12 protein-coding genes are annotated in these 15,183 nt (G+C 75.5%); 2 read left to right on the plus strand and 10 right to left on the minus strand.

Translation table 11 applies throughout. The features are described 5' to 3' along the window. Positions 1–5 precede the first annotated feature (5 nt). From ACI8AC_RS02830 to ACI8AC_RS02875, 10 genes are all read right to left on the minus strand, one after another. A complete protein-coding gene (locus ACI8AC_RS02830) occupies positions 6–1,331 on the minus strand; it encodes a four-carbon acid sugar kinase family protein (RefSeq protein WP_456894969.1) in 1,326 nt (441 codons plus the stop codon). A gap of 10 nt (positions 1,332–1,341) precedes the next feature. After that, positions 1,342–2,850: a GntP family permease gene (locus ACI8AC_RS02835; RefSeq protein WP_456894971.1), complete on the minus strand. Its 1,509-nt coding sequence runs from the start codon at positions 2,848–2,850 to the stop codon at positions 1,342–1,344. 196 nt (positions 2,851–3,046) lie between these two features. Continuing rightward, the gene (locus tag ACI8AC_RS02840; RefSeq protein WP_456894973.1) at positions 3,047–3,949 is read right to left on the minus strand and encodes an ATP-grasp fold amidoligase family protein; all 903 of its coding nucleotides are present in this window, start codon (positions 3,947–3,949) and stop codon (positions 3,047–3,049) included. An 89-nt stretch (positions 3,950–4,038) separates the two neighbouring features. Next, complete coding sequence (locus ACI8AC_RS02845) at positions 4,039–4,881, minus strand: HAD-IIA family hydrolase (protein WP_456894975.1); 843 nt, start codon at positions 4,879–4,881, stop codon at positions 4,039–4,041. Then, positions 4,874–6,352, minus strand: a complete 1,479-nt coding sequence (locus tag ACI8AC_RS02850) for a biotin carboxyl carrier protein (RefSeq protein WP_456894977.1) — start codon at positions 6,350–6,352, stop codon at positions 4,874–4,876. The genes ACI8AC_RS02845 and ACI8AC_RS02850 overlap by 8 nt, the downstream gene beginning before the upstream one ends. Beyond that, positions 6,352–7,716, minus strand: a complete 1,365-nt coding sequence (locus tag ACI8AC_RS02855) for an acetyl-CoA carboxylase biotin carboxylase subunit (RefSeq protein WP_456894978.1) — start codon at positions 7,714–7,716, stop codon at positions 6,352–6,354. Before ACI8AC_RS02855 ends, ACI8AC_RS02850 begins: the two co-directional genes overlap by 1 nt. Further along, on the minus strand, positions 7,713–8,231 hold the full coding sequence (locus tag ACI8AC_RS02860) for an acetyl-CoA carboxylase biotin carboxyl carrier protein (protein ID WP_456894980.1): 519 nt from the start codon (positions 8,229–8,231) through the stop codon (positions 7,713–7,715). The genes ACI8AC_RS02855 and ACI8AC_RS02860 overlap by 4 nt, the downstream gene beginning before the upstream one ends. Further along, the gene (locus ACI8AC_RS02865) at positions 8,228–9,316 is read right to left on the minus strand and encodes a PEP/pyruvate-binding domain-containing protein (RefSeq protein ID WP_456894982.1); all 1,089 of its coding nucleotides are present in this window, start codon (positions 9,314–9,316) and stop codon (positions 8,228–8,230) included. Before ACI8AC_RS02865 ends, ACI8AC_RS02860 begins: the two co-directional genes overlap by 4 nt. 16 nt (positions 9,317–9,332) lie before the next feature. Beyond that, positions 9,333–11,141 (minus strand): PEP-utilizing enzyme, encoded by a 1,809-nt coding sequence (locus ACI8AC_RS02870; protein WP_456894983.1) that lies wholly within the window; start codon positions 11,139–11,141, stop codon positions 9,333–9,335. A gap of 22 nt (positions 11,142–11,163) precedes the next feature. Then, positions 11,164–13,167, minus strand: coding sequence for an acetoacetate--CoA ligase (locus ACI8AC_RS02875; RefSeq protein WP_456894985.1), 2,004 nt, complete (start codon positions 13,165–13,167; stop codon positions 11,164–11,166). Between the two features lie 82 nt (positions 13,168–13,249). Here ACI8AC_RS02875 and ACI8AC_RS02880 point away from each other — a divergent pair, with 82 nt between their 5' ends. Beyond that, the gene (locus ACI8AC_RS02880) at positions 13,250–14,116 is read left to right on the plus strand and encodes an IclR family transcriptional regulator domain-containing protein (RefSeq protein ID WP_456894987.1); all 867 of its coding nucleotides are present in this window, start codon (positions 13,250–13,252) and stop codon (positions 14,114–14,116) included. Positions 14,117–14,126: 10 nt separating this feature from the next. Beyond that, positions 14,127–15,140 (plus strand): NADPH:quinone reductase, encoded by a 1,014-nt coding sequence (locus tag ACI8AC_RS02885; RefSeq protein ID WP_456894989.1) that lies wholly within the window; start codon positions 14,127–14,129, stop codon positions 15,138–15,140. Positions 15,141–15,183: the final 43 nt, after the last annotated feature.

Consider the following 15,183-nt stretch of genomic DNA (forward strand, 5'->3'; position numbering starts at 1 on the left):
TCCTGTCAGTACGGGGTGCGGGACTCGGCCGACGTCACGTGCCGGCGGTTGAGCTCGACGGTGCGGCGCAGGTGGTCGACGCACGCCACGGTGGTACCCGCGTCGCCGACCAGCCCGCCCTTGGTGACCACCTGCAGCCCGTCCCAGGGGCCGCCGACCACGCTGCCGGCCACGGCGAGGGGTACGACCTCCTCGGCGATCTCCAGGCCGTGCGAGCCGAGCTCGGCCAGCACCGCGGCCGTGACGTCACCGCCGGTGGTGAACAGCCCCTCGACGGCGTGCGTCTCCAGGTTGCGCCGCACGGCCCGCGCCAGCTCCCGGGGGATGCGGTCGGCGTCGGCCGGCTCGGCGCCCCGGACGTCGGCGTCCTCGAGGGCGGTGGCCAGGACGACGACGTCGTCCTGCCCGGCCGTGGTGAGCAGGCCGTCGAGGAGCGCGGTGGTGGCGTCGACGTCGGGCACGATGCCGCCGGCCAGCGTGGGCACCCGGTTCAGCTGCGCACCGCGCTCACCGGCCAGCTGGCGCAGCTGCCGGCGGGTCAGCTCGGTCGCCGAGCCGGAGACCACGAGCAGCGGGGCACCACGGGTGGACCGGTCCAGGCCGAGGGCCCGGGCCATGGCCACCGACGCGGGCCCGGGGTCGCTGGTGACCCACACGACGCCCGTGCCCTCGGCGGCGGCGACCGCGGCCCCGGCGACGCGGTCGAGGTGCTCGGCGGTGGTGGCGTCGGCGACGAGCAGCTCCGCGCCGTCGTCCAGCGCCGCGCGGACGGTGGCGACCAGCTCGTCGCGCGGGCCGGTGACCGCGGCCATGTCGATCACCCGCGCGGCCAGGGCGGCCTGCTGGCGGACGATCCCGACCACGTCGGAGGTGCGCATCGGCGTCCGGGCGTCGCGGGCCACCTCGGTCTCCTCGAGCCGCCGCCCGCCGAGCAGCTGGTGGCCGCCGATGGTGTGCCGACCGGCGGCCGGGTGCGCCGGCGCGCACAGCGCCACGGCCCGCGCGCCGGTCAACCCGGCCACCTCCTCGAGCACCGCCGCGGTGGTGGCACCGACGTTGCCGCGCAGCGTGGTGTCGATGCGGTTGCACACCAGCCGCACCGGCCAGCCGGCCCGCACGACCTCGCGGGCCCGCTGCTGGGCGGTGCGCGGGTCGGCGTGCCGGCTGTCGGTGGTGGCCACGACGACGTCGAAGCGGGACACCATCTCGGTGACGACGTCCCCGCGCTCGGCCGCGCTGGCCGTCACCGCGCGCAGCCCGGCCGAGGCGAAGCCGGCCGCGGCGGCGTTGGCGCCGGTGAGGTCGTCGGCGACCACGAGCACGGAGGCCACGGGCGCGGCCTCAGAGGAACAGGCTCGCGACGAGCAGCAGGGGCAGCGAGGCCGCCCAGACCGCCGTCGTGATGCCCGACCAGCCGCGCAGGGCGGCGGTGCCGTCGAGCCCGGTGAAGCGGGTGACGACCCAGAAGTAGGAGTCGTTGAAGTAGCTGAACACCATGGAGCCGGCGCAGCAGGCGAGGGCGGCCAGGAGCGGGGACAGCCCGATCGTGGCGACCAGCGGCGCGGTGACCGAGGCCGCGGTGATCATCGCGACCGTGCCCGAGCCCTGGGCGACGCGCACGAGCGAGGCGACGACGAACGGGATGAGGACCGCCGGCAGGGAGAGGTCCGCGATCGCCTCGGCGAGCGCGTCCCCGACCCCGGAGTCGCGGAGCACCTGGCCGAGGGCACCGCCGGCACCGGTGATGAGGATGATCAGCCCCGCGGAGGCGGCCGCGTCGGCCAGCCAGCCGTGCACCCGCTTGCGCGGCGTCCAGCGCGGCAGCAGCAGGTAGACGGCCAGGACGATGCCGACGATGAGGGCGACGACCGGGTTGCCGATGAAGGCCAGGACCGCGGCCCAGGCCGACGGGGTGTAGTCGGCGTTCGGGTCCAGGACCCCCTGGGCGTTGCGGTCGATCGCCGTGGCGACCGTGTTGAGCACGATGAGCAGCAGCGGCACGAGCAGCGGCAGGGCGGCCAGCCCGAAGCCCACCCGGTGCGGCTTCTCGCCCTCGGGGGCCTCGCCGAGCTGGTGGCTGAGCGGCTCGTCGGACGGCGGCTCGCCGCCGGCGGGCGGGCTGGTCGGCCCGCCGGTCTCGGTGACCGCGGCCCCGCCGCCCGCCGAGGCACCCGTGGCCGGCGAGGGGGCGCGGCTGCCGGCGTACACGGCCTCGCGCACCGTCTCGTTCACCTCGGACTCGAGCTTGGGCCCGATCCAGCTCGCGTAGCCGATGACCACCGGCACCAGGAGCACGGTGAAGACCAGCCCGGCCAGGATGAGCGCGCCCAGGTCGGCGCCGAGGATGCCGGCCACGCCCAGCGGGCCCGGGGTCGGCGGCACGAGGTGGTGCGTGAGCGTCATCCCGCAGCCCAGCGCGAGGGCGAGGGTGACGTAGCGGCCCCGCAGCCGGCGGGCGATCGACCGCGCCAGCGGGTTCATGATCACGTAGCCGGAGTCGCAGAACACCGGGATCGACACCACCGCGCCCGTGCCCGCCATCGCCCAGTGCTCGCGCCCCCGGCCCAGCGCCCGGACGAACGTGCGGGCCAGCGAGTCGGCGGCACCGGAGACCTCGAGCATCTTGCCGATGGCCACGCCCAGGCCGATCACGATGCCGATCGAGGCCAGCGTGTTGCCGAAGCCGGTGGTGATCGAGGTGATTGTCTCCCCCGCCGGCGAGCCGGCCACGAAGCCGGTCACCAGGGCCGCGATCAGCAGCGCCACGAAGGCGTCGAGCCGGGTGCGGAGGACCAGGACGACGATCGTCGCGATGCCCAGCAGCAGGGCCAGGAGCAGTTGCACGTCCACGCGGGTACCTCCTCGTCGTCCCCCGCCGTCGGGGGACGCCCCGGTTATGGTGCGCGACACACCTGCGCAGTGCAAGCGTTACCGACGAGAAACCTGCGTACTTCGCGCAACTCCGCAGCTGGGTGCCGGTGCGGCGGTCGACCGGAGCCCGCCCGGCCGCCGGTCAGCGCGGCACCGCGGACGGCGACGGGTCCGGTCACGCCGCGGCCCGCTCCTCCCCTGCCGGCGGCACCGCCGGGGCCTGCGGCCGCGGACGGCGGCCGGGCAGCGTCCACCAGCTGCCCAGGAGGGCGTCGAGCTCGGGCTCCATCGGCGTCCAGCCCGCCCCCGGGTACGGGGTCAGCTCGCCGAACCACAGCTGGCCGCCGTGCTCGTAGAGGTCGACCCGCAGCATGTCGAAGCCGGCCCCGAGCGCGGCCGCGGCGGCGACCAGGTCGGCCAGCCCCTCGGGCGGCGGGGTCGGGGGCCCGGGCCGGTAGCCCGCCGTCCAGGGCAGGGGCTCCCAGTCGGGGGTGAGCAGCCGCATCCGGTGGTCGCTCCCCCGGCCGGTGTGCTGCTCCACCAGGCGCGGCACGCCGTCGAACACCAGCACCTTGAGGTCCACGGGAACCCGGCCGGGCACGCCGACGAACTCCTCGACCAGCAGGCCGGGACGGGCCCGCCGGTAGGCCCACTCCTCGTTGAGGTCGGCGTAGCGCTCCGCGACCCACCCGGCGGTGCGGACGGCGAGGTCGGCGGGGTCGGCCGGCCCGGTCCCCACCAGCACCCGGCGGCAGGAGTGGTTGGGCTTGAGCACCCAGTGCTCCGGCAGGTCGACGCCGGCCAGCTCGGCCACGTCGGTGCCCGCCCACAGCGTGCGGGGCACCCGGACCAGCCCGGGCGCCCGCCGCCGCGCGTGCTCCTTCATCGCCCGCTTGTCGCAGGTGGGGGCCAGCAGGGCGCGGCGGTCGAAGCAGACCCGCCAGGTGAGCTTCTCGCTGAAGGTCCGCGGTCGCAGCAGCGGCGGGAACCGGCCGGTGACCTGCCGGTGGAGCAGCACCCGGCGGACCCGGGACGGGAGGAACGGGGTGGGGCGGCGGTCGTCGGGCGGCAGGGGCACCGCCCGACCTCACCAGCGCCGCGCCGACCCGGCAACGCGAGGACGGTGCGGTCAGCCGGGCGGCGGGCCCTCTCGACCTCGTAGGTCGGTCAGTCGCGCAGGAGGGCGGCCAGCGCCCCCACGTCGGGAAGGTCGAGGTGCGGACGGACCTCGGCCGGCAGGTCGGTGAACGAGCCGGCGTGCCCGATGCCGGTGTGCACGGCGACGGCCAGGGCCCTCACCCGGTGCGCCATGGGCACCTCGAGTTCCGGGTCGTCCCCCACGACGACCAGGTCCGCGGGGGCGACGCCGAGGGAGCGGGCCGCCGTCCGCAGCGCCTGCAGGGACGGCTTGCCGACCACCTCCACCCGCGCACCGGTCAGGTCGCGGACCACCGCGCTGATCGCCCGCGAGGACCCCAGCGACCGGCCCTCCGACGTGGCGAAGTACGGGGACTGCGAGGCGCTGTAGTAACGGGCACCGGCCGACACCGTCTCGACCGCGACCTCGAGGGCCTCGAAGGTGAGCTCGTGCCGGTACCAGCCGGCCATGACGGCGTCGGCGGCCGCGCCGCGCCGCGGGGGCACGGTCTCGAGACCGGCGGCCTCCAGCGGCCCGGTGATGCCGCTGCCGCCGAGCACCATGACCCGGCGGTGCCCGCGGCGGCGGAACACGTCGACCGCCGAGCTGGCCGGGGTCAGGACGGCGTCCGCGGGGACCGGCAGCCCGGCCCGCTGCAGCGCCTCGGCGCACTCGACCGGCGTCTTGACCGTGCCGTTGGTGAACACGCGGAACGGCGTGCCCCGCTGCGCGAGCGCCGCGAACAGCTCCGGCGCGCCGGGCAGCGGCGCGAGCCCCCGGTTCTCGCGGTCGCCGAGCACGAGCGTGCCGTCCATGTCGAGGACGACGCCGCCGGCCCGCCGGAGCCGGTCCAGGACCTCCGCCTCACGCACCGCCGGCCCCCGCGGTCCGGCGCACGGCCAGCCGGAAGCCGGGCTTGGTGACGGCGAGGTCGACGACCTGCCGCCGGGAGCCGAGCCCGGCCAGCAGGGCGAGCACCGGGGCCAGGTCGGGGTTGGCGTGCCGCGGCGCGGGCCCGGCGGCGAGCATCGCGTCGACCTGCTCGGCCGGCATGTGCGCGCGCAGCAGCAGTTCCTCGTCGCTGATCCCCCGCGGGAACCGGCGGCGCAGCTCCTGCGGCGGCGCCGGGGGCGGCTCCGCCCCGAGCTCGCGGGCTCGCGGCCGGTCCAGGATCCGGTCCCGCACGTCGGGGTCGACCGGTCCGGTGGGCCGGCCGAAGCTGCCCAGCACGTAGCGGACCACCTGGTCGGGGACGTTCGCGTAGCGCTCCCCGAGCACGTTGAACAGCGCCTGGGAGACCACCATCTGCGGGAACGGGGTCACCATGATCGGGTAGCCGAGCTCGGCGCGGACCCGGCCGACCTCCTCGACGAGGGCGTCGAAGCGGTCCTCCATGCCGATCTCGCGCAGCTGCCGGCGGGTCGTCGTCAGCACACCCCCGGCGATCTGGTGGTGCAGGAACGCCGCGTCGAAGTCCTGCGGCGTCCCGACCGGCAGCTCACCGGCGGCGGCGAGCCGGTCGAAGAAGTCGCATGCCAGGCCGAGGGCGCGGTCGTCGACGTCCACGGTGTGCCCGCTCTCCCGCAGGTTGGCCACCGTGCGGCGGGCCTCGGGCAGGGACGAGCCGTTGCCCAGCGCGCCACACCCGGTCTGCACCACCTCGACACCCAGGTCCGGCGCGATCGTGTACGTGAGCGGGGAGAGCCCGATGGTGGCGTGCGAGTGCAGCTCCAGCGGCGTCGTCCCGAGCGCTGCCCTGATCGCGGGCAGCAGCGTCCGCGCGCGCTCGGCGGTGAGGATGCCGGCCGGGTCCTTGACGTACACCCGGTCGACGTGCGGCCACTCGGCCATCTGCCGGGCGAGATCGGCGTAGTAGGCGTCGTCGTGCACCGCGCTGATCGTGAAGGTGAGCGCGCCGACCACCTCGGCGACGCCGGCCTTCTTGAGCATCGCCGCGGTGGTGCGGGCGGCGTCCATGTCGTGCATCGGGTCGAGCACCACGACGCGGTCGATGCCGTTGACCACCAGCCGGTCGTAGACCAGCTGCATGGTGTCGGGGTGGGACCGCTCCCATGAGATGAAGCGGAACCCGGTGCCGATGAACTGCAGCCGGGTCGTCGGCACGAGCGCGCGGGTGAGCCGGATGCGCTCCCAGGGGTCCTCGCGGTGGGTGCGCACGGCCACGCCCATCCAGGTCGACGACGCGTAGTCCAGCGCGCGGAAGCCGACCCGCTCCAGCAGCGGGGCGACCTGCAGCACGTGCCCCGTGCGCAGCCCGGTGGCGCCCCACAGGCTCTGGTTGCCGTCGCGGATCGACACGTCGACCAGCCCGACCTCGGCCATCAGCGCACCCCCACCGGCCGGGCGGCGTCCAGGAACCGCTCGAAGAACGCGGTGTCCACCCCCCCGGCGGCGAACCGCGGGTCGGCCAGCAGCGCCTCGTGCACCGGCACGGTGGTGGTCACCCCCTCGATCCGCAGCAGCCGCAGCGCCGCGCGGGTCCGGGCCAGTGCGTCGGCCCGGTCGGCACCGTGGACGACGAGCTTGGCCAGCAGCGAGTCGTAGAACGGCGGCACGACCGAGCCGGCCTGCACGTGGGTGTCGACCCGGATGCCGTCCCCGGCCGGCAGCACCACCCGCTGGACCCGCCCCGGGGAGGGGCGGAAGTCGTGCACCCAGTCCTCGGCGTTGATCCGGCACTCGACGGCGTGCCCGGACAGGACGACGTCCTCCTGCCGGATCCGCAGCGGCAGGCCCTCGGCGACGGCTATCTGCTCGGCGACCAGGTCCAGGCCGGTGACGAGCTCGGTGACCGGGTGCTCGACCTGGATGCGGGCGTTCATCTCCAGGAAGTAGAAGGTCTCCCGCTCCCGGTCGACGAGCAGCTCCACCGTGCCCAGTCCGCGGTAGCCGAGGTGGCGGGCCAGCGCGAGCGCGGCGTCGGCCATGTCCCGCCGCAGCCGGTCGGGCAGCAGCGGCGCGGGGGCCTCCTCCAGCAGCTTCTGGTAGCGGCGCTGCACGGAGCAGTCGCGGTCGCCCAGGGCCACCGCGTCGGTGCCGTCGCCGAGCACCTGCACCTCGACGTGCCGGCCGGAGGACACGAACCGCTCCAGGTACACCCGCGGGTCACCGAAGGCGGCCGCGGCCTCGGACACCGCGAGGTCCAGAGTGCGCGCCAGGTCGGCCGGGTCGCCGACCAGCTTCATCCCGCGCCCGCCGCCCCCGCCGACCGCCTTGACCAGCAGCGGGTAGCCGACCTCGGCCGCCACCGTCCGGGCGCCGGCCAGGTCGGCCGCCTCCCCGCCCGGGACGACGGGCAGCCCCGCGGCCACCGCGTGCGCGCGGGCGCTCAGCTTGTCCCCCACGGCCTCCAGGGACTCGGCGGCCGGGCCGACGAACACCACGCCGGCCGCCGCGCACGCCCGGGCCAGCGCCGGGTTCTCCGACAGGAAGCCGTACCCGGGGTGCACCGCGTCGGCGAGCACGGCCGTCGCGACCCGCACGACGGCGTCGGGGTCCAGGTAGCTCTCCGACGCCGCGGCCGGCCCCAGCCGGACCACCCGATCGGCCAGCCGGGCCGGCAGCGAGTCCAGGTCGGCGTCGGAGGCGGCCAGCACGGACTCGATGCCCAGCCGGGCGCAGGTGCGGACCACCCGGGCGGCGATCTCGCCGCGGTTGGCGACCAGCAGCCGGTGGATCCGCCTCATGCGACGTCCGCTCCGGCCGGGTCCACCAGGAGCAGGACGGCGCCGTCGTCGGCGAACTCGCCGTTGCCGGTGCGGAACTCCACCACCGCGCCGGACACCCCAGCGTGCACCGGCGTCATCATCTTCATGGTCTCGACGATCCCGACGACGGTGTCCTCCACCACCCGGTCGCCGACGTCCACGAACGGTGGCGCGCCGGGCTGCGGGGCGCGGTAGAAGGTGCCCAGCAGCGGTGGCCGCACCGGCACCAGCCCCTCCGGCACGTCCGCAGCGGAGCCGTCCCGGTCGCCGCGCCCGTCACCCGCGCCGTCCACGGCGCGGCCAGCGGGGCCACCGCTGGTCCGGACGCGCACCGGCTCGCGCAGCACCGTCTGCTCCGCCGTCCACCCGGCGCCCTCCCGGCGCACCGTGAGGGTCAGGTCGGCCAACTCCAGGTGCAGCTCGTCGAGGCCGTTGGAGTCCAGCACGCGCAGGACGTCGCGGACGTCGTCCGGGCCCAGGTGCACAGCGCTCACCCCTTCGCCGGCGGCTTCCTGCCGCCGAGCAGGTTGAAGACGTGGTCGTAGGCCCGCTCGGCGGGGGCGGCGACCGGGGTCGCGGCCCGCCCGGCGTCCTTCTCGGCCCAGACGGTCTCCGGGCGGCTCTGCAGCAGGAACACGCCGCCGTCCTCCGCGATCGCCCACTCGATGTCCTGCGGGCGGCCGTAGTGGGCCTCCACCCGGCGGGCGGTGGCGACGAGGTGGGCGATCTCCTCGTCGGAGACCGACGGCCGGTCCCGCAGCTCCTCCGGGACGTCGTCCTCCACCACCCCGGCACCGGAGGGGTCGGGCCGGTGCCACCGCGTCTTGTGCGCCACGGTGCGCTTGCCGACCTCGCCGGTCACCTTGCTCACCACGAAGGAGTCGGGGGTGACGTCGCCGCTCACCACGGCCGAGCCCAGGCCCCAGCTCGCGTCGATGGAGACGACCGACCGGTCCCCGCTGAGCGGGCTGCGGGTGAACATCACCCCCGAGCTGCGCGCGCCGACCATCCGCTGGACGACGACGGCCATGCCGAGGTCGATCTCCGGGATGCCGCGGTGCAGCCGGTAGGTCACCGACTCCACGCTGTACAGGCTGGCCCAGCAGCGGCGGACGTGCTCGACCACCGACGCCGCACCGCGCACCCACAGGTAGGTGTCCTGCAGCCCGGCGAAGCTGGCCTCGGCGCTGTCCTCGCTGGTGGCGCTGGAGCGGACGGCGACGGGGAGGTCGGGCTGCCCGCGCTCCTCGCCCAGCGCCGCGTACCCGGCGGCGATGGCGTCGGCGACCTCGGCGGCCAGCGGCGCGGCCTCCACCGCCTGCCGGATCCGCGCGGTCGCCGCGGCCAGGCCCTCGGCGTCGGCGGGGTCGAGCGCGGCCACCCGCGCGGGAACGGGCTCGCCGTCGACGGTGAGATCCGCGACGGTCCGCCGGAACGCCGCCGTGGTCACCGTGAAGCCGGTCGGCACGCTGATGCCGGCCCGCAGCAGCTCGCCGAGGCTGGCGCCCTTGCCGCCGACGAGCGCCACGTCGCGCCGCCCCACCTCGGAGAGGTGCAGCACCGGTGCGGTCGTGGTCATGGTGGTTCCCACCGGGTCAGCGGAGCACGGTGACGACGCCACGGTCGCCGTCGACCCGGACGCGGTCGCCGGTGCGGATGCGGGCGGTGGCCTGGCCGGTGCCCACGACGGCCGGCATGCCGTACTCGCGGGCGACGATCGCCGCGTGCGACATCGTGCCGCCGATGTCGGAGACCGCCGCGGCGATCTTGCCGAACACCGGGCCCCAGCTCGGCGCGGTGACCGGGCACACGAGGATCTCGCCCTCCCGGATCTGCCCGATGTCGTTGACGCTGGACAGCACCCGGGCCACGCCCTCCACGACGCCGGGCGAGGCGGCGTAGCCGCGGACGGTGTCCTCGTCGAGCTCGTCGTCGCCGAGCCAGGTCTGGATCGTCTCGTCGGTGACCCCCCAGAGCATCTTCACCGCGGGGTCGTTGAGCGCCTCGGGCACCGGGCCCAGCGCCGGCGGCGGCGACCACGCGGACAGCGCCTCGACGATCCGCTTGCGCTCGGCCACGATCGGCCGCCAGTGCCGCGCGCCGAGCTCGGTGCCGCCCGAGGCCCAGGCGAGCTGGACGTCGGCGAGGACCTCCTCCACCTCCACGTGCCGCAGGTGGAAGACGTCGTCGGCCTCGGCGAGCACCCCGCGCTCGGCCAGCAGCCGGCCGAAGGCGCGGATCTTCTGGAAGAACCGCGTGGTGAACCAGTGCTCGCAGTAGAACTTGTGCGACTCGATGTAGGGGAACACCTGCCGGCACAGGCCGAGCATCTGGTCGAACGCGGCCCTCTCCTCGTCGCTGCCCAGCAGCGCGCGGTACTCGTCGGCGATGCGCTCCCGCTCCTGCGCCAGCCGCTCGGTGGGCCTGGTGAGGTCGGCGCCGGCGCGGATCTGCTCGACGTACCGGGGCAGCGCGGCGAACGGCACGGTCAGGTCGTCGGCCCACGACAGGTGGTGGTGGTAGAAGCCGTCACCGGTGGAGACGTTGAACCACGGGTCCTTGGCCGCCTCGAGCGCGGCCAGCCAGCGGGCGCCGGCCTCCCCGCGCCCGCCCACCGCGGCCAGCACCTTCTGCGGGTCGCCGCCCTCGACGAACAGGTCGTCGAGGTCGAGCTCCACGGCCAGGGCGGCCAGCTTCTTCAGCTCGTCGTCCGGCCGGTACATGGTGACGTCCATGCCGGCGACCATGCGGGCCACCATCTGGTCGCCCATCTCGGGGAAGGCCGTCCGGCAGAACTCGAAGAAGACTACGTAGGCCCCGTAGCCGAGCATCAGCAGCTCGGTGTGGTGGTGCCACATCTTCGAGTAGAGGTCGATGCAGCGGTGGTAGTTCTCCCGCAGGAAGTGGTTGGAGGCGAAGCCGCGGGCCCCGGTCACGACCTCGAGGTCGTCGAGGTCGCCGAGCCGCGGCACCTCGACGGCCTCGATGTCGGCGATCAGCGCCTCGATCCGCTGCTGCCAGCCGGCGTAGATCTCGTCCCAGTTCGCGTAGTAGTGGCCGGCCCGCTCCTGGAAGTGCGGCAGCCGCTGCTCGATCGTCGCCGGGTCGGTCACCGGGTTGGCCGTGATGTACACGCGGCCGTGGAGGATGCGGTACTCGATGCCCATCGAGGTCGGCAGCGGGAACAGCCGGGAGGTGTTGGCGCCGATCGCGGTGTAGGGGATCTCCGAGGTGATCCCGTCGAAGGCGGGGACCACCTCCGGGAAGTGCATCGAGTTGTAGAACCAGAACCGCCGGTCGTCCTCCGGCTGGAAGCGGGAGAAGTACGGGTACATCTGCTCCCACCCCTCGGCGCCGGGGACGGGGTCGATCTGCGACGGCAGCGGGAACGAGCGGTCGGCCATGTCGGGCTCCTGTCGGTGGACGTCAGCTCGGGGGGTGGTCCCGCAGGGTGCGGGCGTACTCGACGAAGTCGGCGAGGGAGTCCGGCTCGGCCATCGCCGAGGGGTCGGCCACCGCGGCGGGGTCGGCGCCGAGCAGGAGCCGGCGCACCGGGACCTCCATCTTCTTGCCGCTGCGGGTCAGCGGGATCGAGCGGACGGCGACGATGCGGTCGGGCACGTGCCGGGGGCTGTTCTCCTCGCGCAGCCGGCGGCGTATGCGTGCCTCGAGGTCCTCGTCGAGCCGGGCGCCGGGGGCGAGGGCGACGAACAGGGGCATGTGGGACCCCCCGCCGGGCAGGTCGAGGTGGACGACGAGCGAGCTCAGGACGGCGGGGTCGTCCTCGACGACGCGGTAGACCTCCGCGGTGCCGATCCGCACGCCGTGCCGGTTGAGGACGGCGTCGGACCGGCCCCGCACGAAGCACCCGCCCCGCTCGTTGACCTCCAGGAAGTCCCCGTGCCGCCACACGCCCGGGAAGGTCTCGAAGTAGCTCTCCCGGTACCGGGAGCCGTCCCCGTCGCCCCAGAGGAACAGCGGCATGGAGGGCATCGGCGCGGTGACCACCAGCTCGCCCACCCGGCCCACCACGGGCCGCCCGGCGTCGTCCCAGGCCTCGGCGGCCACCCCCAGGCAGCGGCCCTGGATCTCCCCGGCCCGGACCGGGCGGGTCGGCACGCCGCCGACCAGGCCGGTGCAGATGTCGGTGCCCCCGCTGCCGGTCGCCACCCACAGGTCGTCCTTCACGTCGGCGTAGAACCAGGCGGTGACCGCCGGCGCGACCGGGGAGCCGGCCGGCATGACCACCTCCAGGGCGGAGAGGTCGAAGCGCTCGCGCGGGACGACACCGGCCTTCTGCATGAGCTCGACGTGCGCCGGCCCGGATCCGAACAGGCGGGCCCGGCTGTCCTGGGCGATCCGCCACAGGACGTCGACGTCCGGGTACGTCGGGTGGCCGTCGTAGAGGACCGGGACGGCGCCCGACAGCAGGGTGGTGACCAGGAAGTTCCACATCATCCAGCCGGTGGTGGTGTGGAAGAACGCCCGGTCGCCGGCGCGCAGGTCCATGTGCAGGGCCTGGGACTTGAGCTGCTCCAGCAGGATCCCGCCGTGCCCGTGGACCAGCGGCTTGGGCAGCCCGGTGGTCCCGGAGGAGAACAGCACCCACAGCGGGTGGTCGAAGGGCACCTGCGCGCAGGCGAACTCCGCCGCCGGCACGGCCGGGCCGGCGAGCACGTCGGCCCACGCCGTCCCCGGTGCATCGAGGCCGAGCACCGGCACGTGCAGCACCTCGCGCAGCCCGGGCAGACCGGCGGCGAGGTCGGCCACCTCGCCGCGGCGGTCGAAGTCGCGCCCGCCGTACCGGTAGCCGTCGCAGGCGACCAGCACGGCCGGGTCGAGCTGGCCGAGCCGGTCCAGGGCGCCGCGGGCGCCGAAGTCCGGTGAGACGGTGGCCCAGACCGCGCCGACGGCGGCCGTCGCGACGCAGGCGACCACGGCCTCCGGCACGTTGGGCAGGTAGCCGGCGACCCGGTCCCCCGGGCCGACGCCGAGCGCGCGCAGCCGGCCGGCGACCGCCCGCACGGCCGCGCCGAACTCCTCCCACGGCAGCTCGGTCACCGGGGAGTCCTCGGAGCAGTGCAGCAGCGCCGGCGTCCCCGGTCGCTCGCCCGCGAGCACGTGCTCGGCGAGGTTGAGCCGCGCCCCGGGGAACCACCGGGCGCCGGGCATCGTCCGGTCGGCCAGGACCGCCGTGTGCGGCGCGGACGCGCGGACGCCGGAGAAGTCCCACACCGCCTGCCAGAAGCCGTCCAGGTCGGTCGTCGACCAGCGCCACAGGTCCTCGTACTCGCCGAACCGGCGCCCGGTGCGCTCCTCGGCCCATCGGGTGAAGGCCGCCAGGCGGGTGCCGGCGGCGCGCTCGGGCGACGGCGTCCAGAGGACGTCCCCCTCGCGGACGGCCGCTCGGGCCCGGGACGTCGTCGGCATGCCGGGACCCTGGCGCAGCCGGGTGTGACGGGCAACACTCACGCGGGCGGGTTTCGCAGCGCGAAAAGAAGGGAGGACGGCCGTGCGGGAGTACCGGGTGAAGCCGATCGAGTCGCTGTCGCGGGGGCTGCAGGTGCTCGACGTCCTGCGCGGGATGCGGGCGGCGAGCCTGCACGACCTGCACCGCGCGACCGGGATCCCGAAGCCCACGCTGATCCGCATCCTCTGGACCGCCCACCAGCACGGGCTGGTGTGGCGGCGGATGGTAGACGGCGCCTTCCTGCCCAGCCACACGCTGCAGCCGCGCAACGCCGCGGACGACGACGCCTGGCTGGCGGAGATCGCCTCGCCCGCGCTCGAGGAGCTCTCCCGCCGGCTGCAGTGGCCCTCGGTCCTGGCCGTGCCGCGGCTCGACCACATGGAGACGCTGGAGACCAACAGCTCCCGGACCTATTTCGACGTCCTCCCCCGGCGCCCGCACGGCTTCCGGGTGAACCTGCTCCGCTCGGCGTCGGGCCGGGCCTACCTGGCGTTCTGCCCACCCGAGGAGCGGGCGGCGGTGTTGGCCCGGCTGCGGCAGCGGGACGGCCCGGCGCACCGGCTCGCCGCCGACCCCCCGGCGCTGGAACAGGTGCTGGCGGCCACCCGGGAACGCGGCTACGGGGTGCGCGACCCGGCCTTCGGCGGGGACTACGTGCGCCCCCGGTCGGAGGTCGACGACGGGCGGGAGTCGATCGCCGTCCCCGTCCGGTTCGGCGACCGGGTGGCCGGGACGATCAACCTGACCTGGCGGCGGCAGGTGATGTCCCTGACCGGGATGGTGCAGCGCCACCTCCCCGACCTGCGGGCCGCCGTGCGCACCGTGGAGGAGAAGGCGCGCGCTGCAGGCCTCGCCGGCAGCGGCACCGGTCGGGCCCTGCACGGTGACCTGCGCCCGTCGACCGGGTAGGGAGGCCCGCGTGCGAGCCATCACCTACACCCAGCCCGGCGGTCCCGAGGTCCTCGAGCTCGTCGACCGCCCCGTCCCCGAGCCCGGCCCCGGCGAGGTGCGCGTCCGCCTCGCCTTCTCCGGCGTCAACCCGACCGACTGGAAGTCCCGCACCAACGCCCGCCCCGGCCCGGACGGCCAGGTGCCCAACCAGGACGGCGCCGGCACCGTCGACGCCGTCGGCCAGGGGGTCGACCCGGTCCTCGTCGGCGAGCGGGTGTGGGTGTGGGAGGCGGCCTGGCAGCGCCCGCACGGGACCGCCGCGGAGTACACCGTCGTCCCGGCCCGGCAGGCGGTGCTGCTGGGGGCCGGGCCGTCCTTCGAGCTCGGCGCCGCCCTCGGCATCCCCTTCCTCACCGCGCACCGCTGCCTGACCCTCGGCGAGGCGGTACCCGACCGGCTCGGCCCCGGGTCGCTGACCGGCCGCACCGTGCTGGTGCAGGGCGGTGCCGGCGCGGTCGGCAACGCGGCGATCCAGCTGGCCCGCTGGGCCGAGGCCACGGTGATCGCCACGGTGAGCAGCCCGCAGAAGGCGCAGCTGGCCGCGGCGGCCGGCGCCGACCACGTCGTCGACTACCGCCAGCAGGACGTCGTCGCCGAGGTGCGCAAGATCGCCCCGCGCGGCGTGGACGTCGTCGCCGAGGTCAACCCCGCGGTCAACGCCGCCGTCGACGCCCAGGTGATCGGCCTGCACGGGGCGGTGGCCCTGTACGCCGACGACGCCGGGGACCAGGTCAGCGTGCCGGTCCGCTCGCAGATGGTGCAGAACGCGCGCTGGCAGTTCGTGCTCGTCTACACCGAGCCGGAGCGGGCCAAGGTCCTCGGCGTCGAGGACGTCAACGCGGCCGTGCTCGACGGCGCCGTCCGCGTGGGCGGGGACGCCGGGCTGCCGCTGCACGTGTACCCGCTGGCCGAGACCGCCGTCGCGCACCAGGCCGTGCAGGAGGGCGCCGTCGGCAAGGTGCTCGTGGACGTCACGGCCTGACCGCACCCGACGCGCCGTCCCGCTCACCCGGCGGGAGGACCGG

The sequence above is a fragment of the Geodermatophilus sp. SYSU D00758 genome (assembly GCF_054049955.1).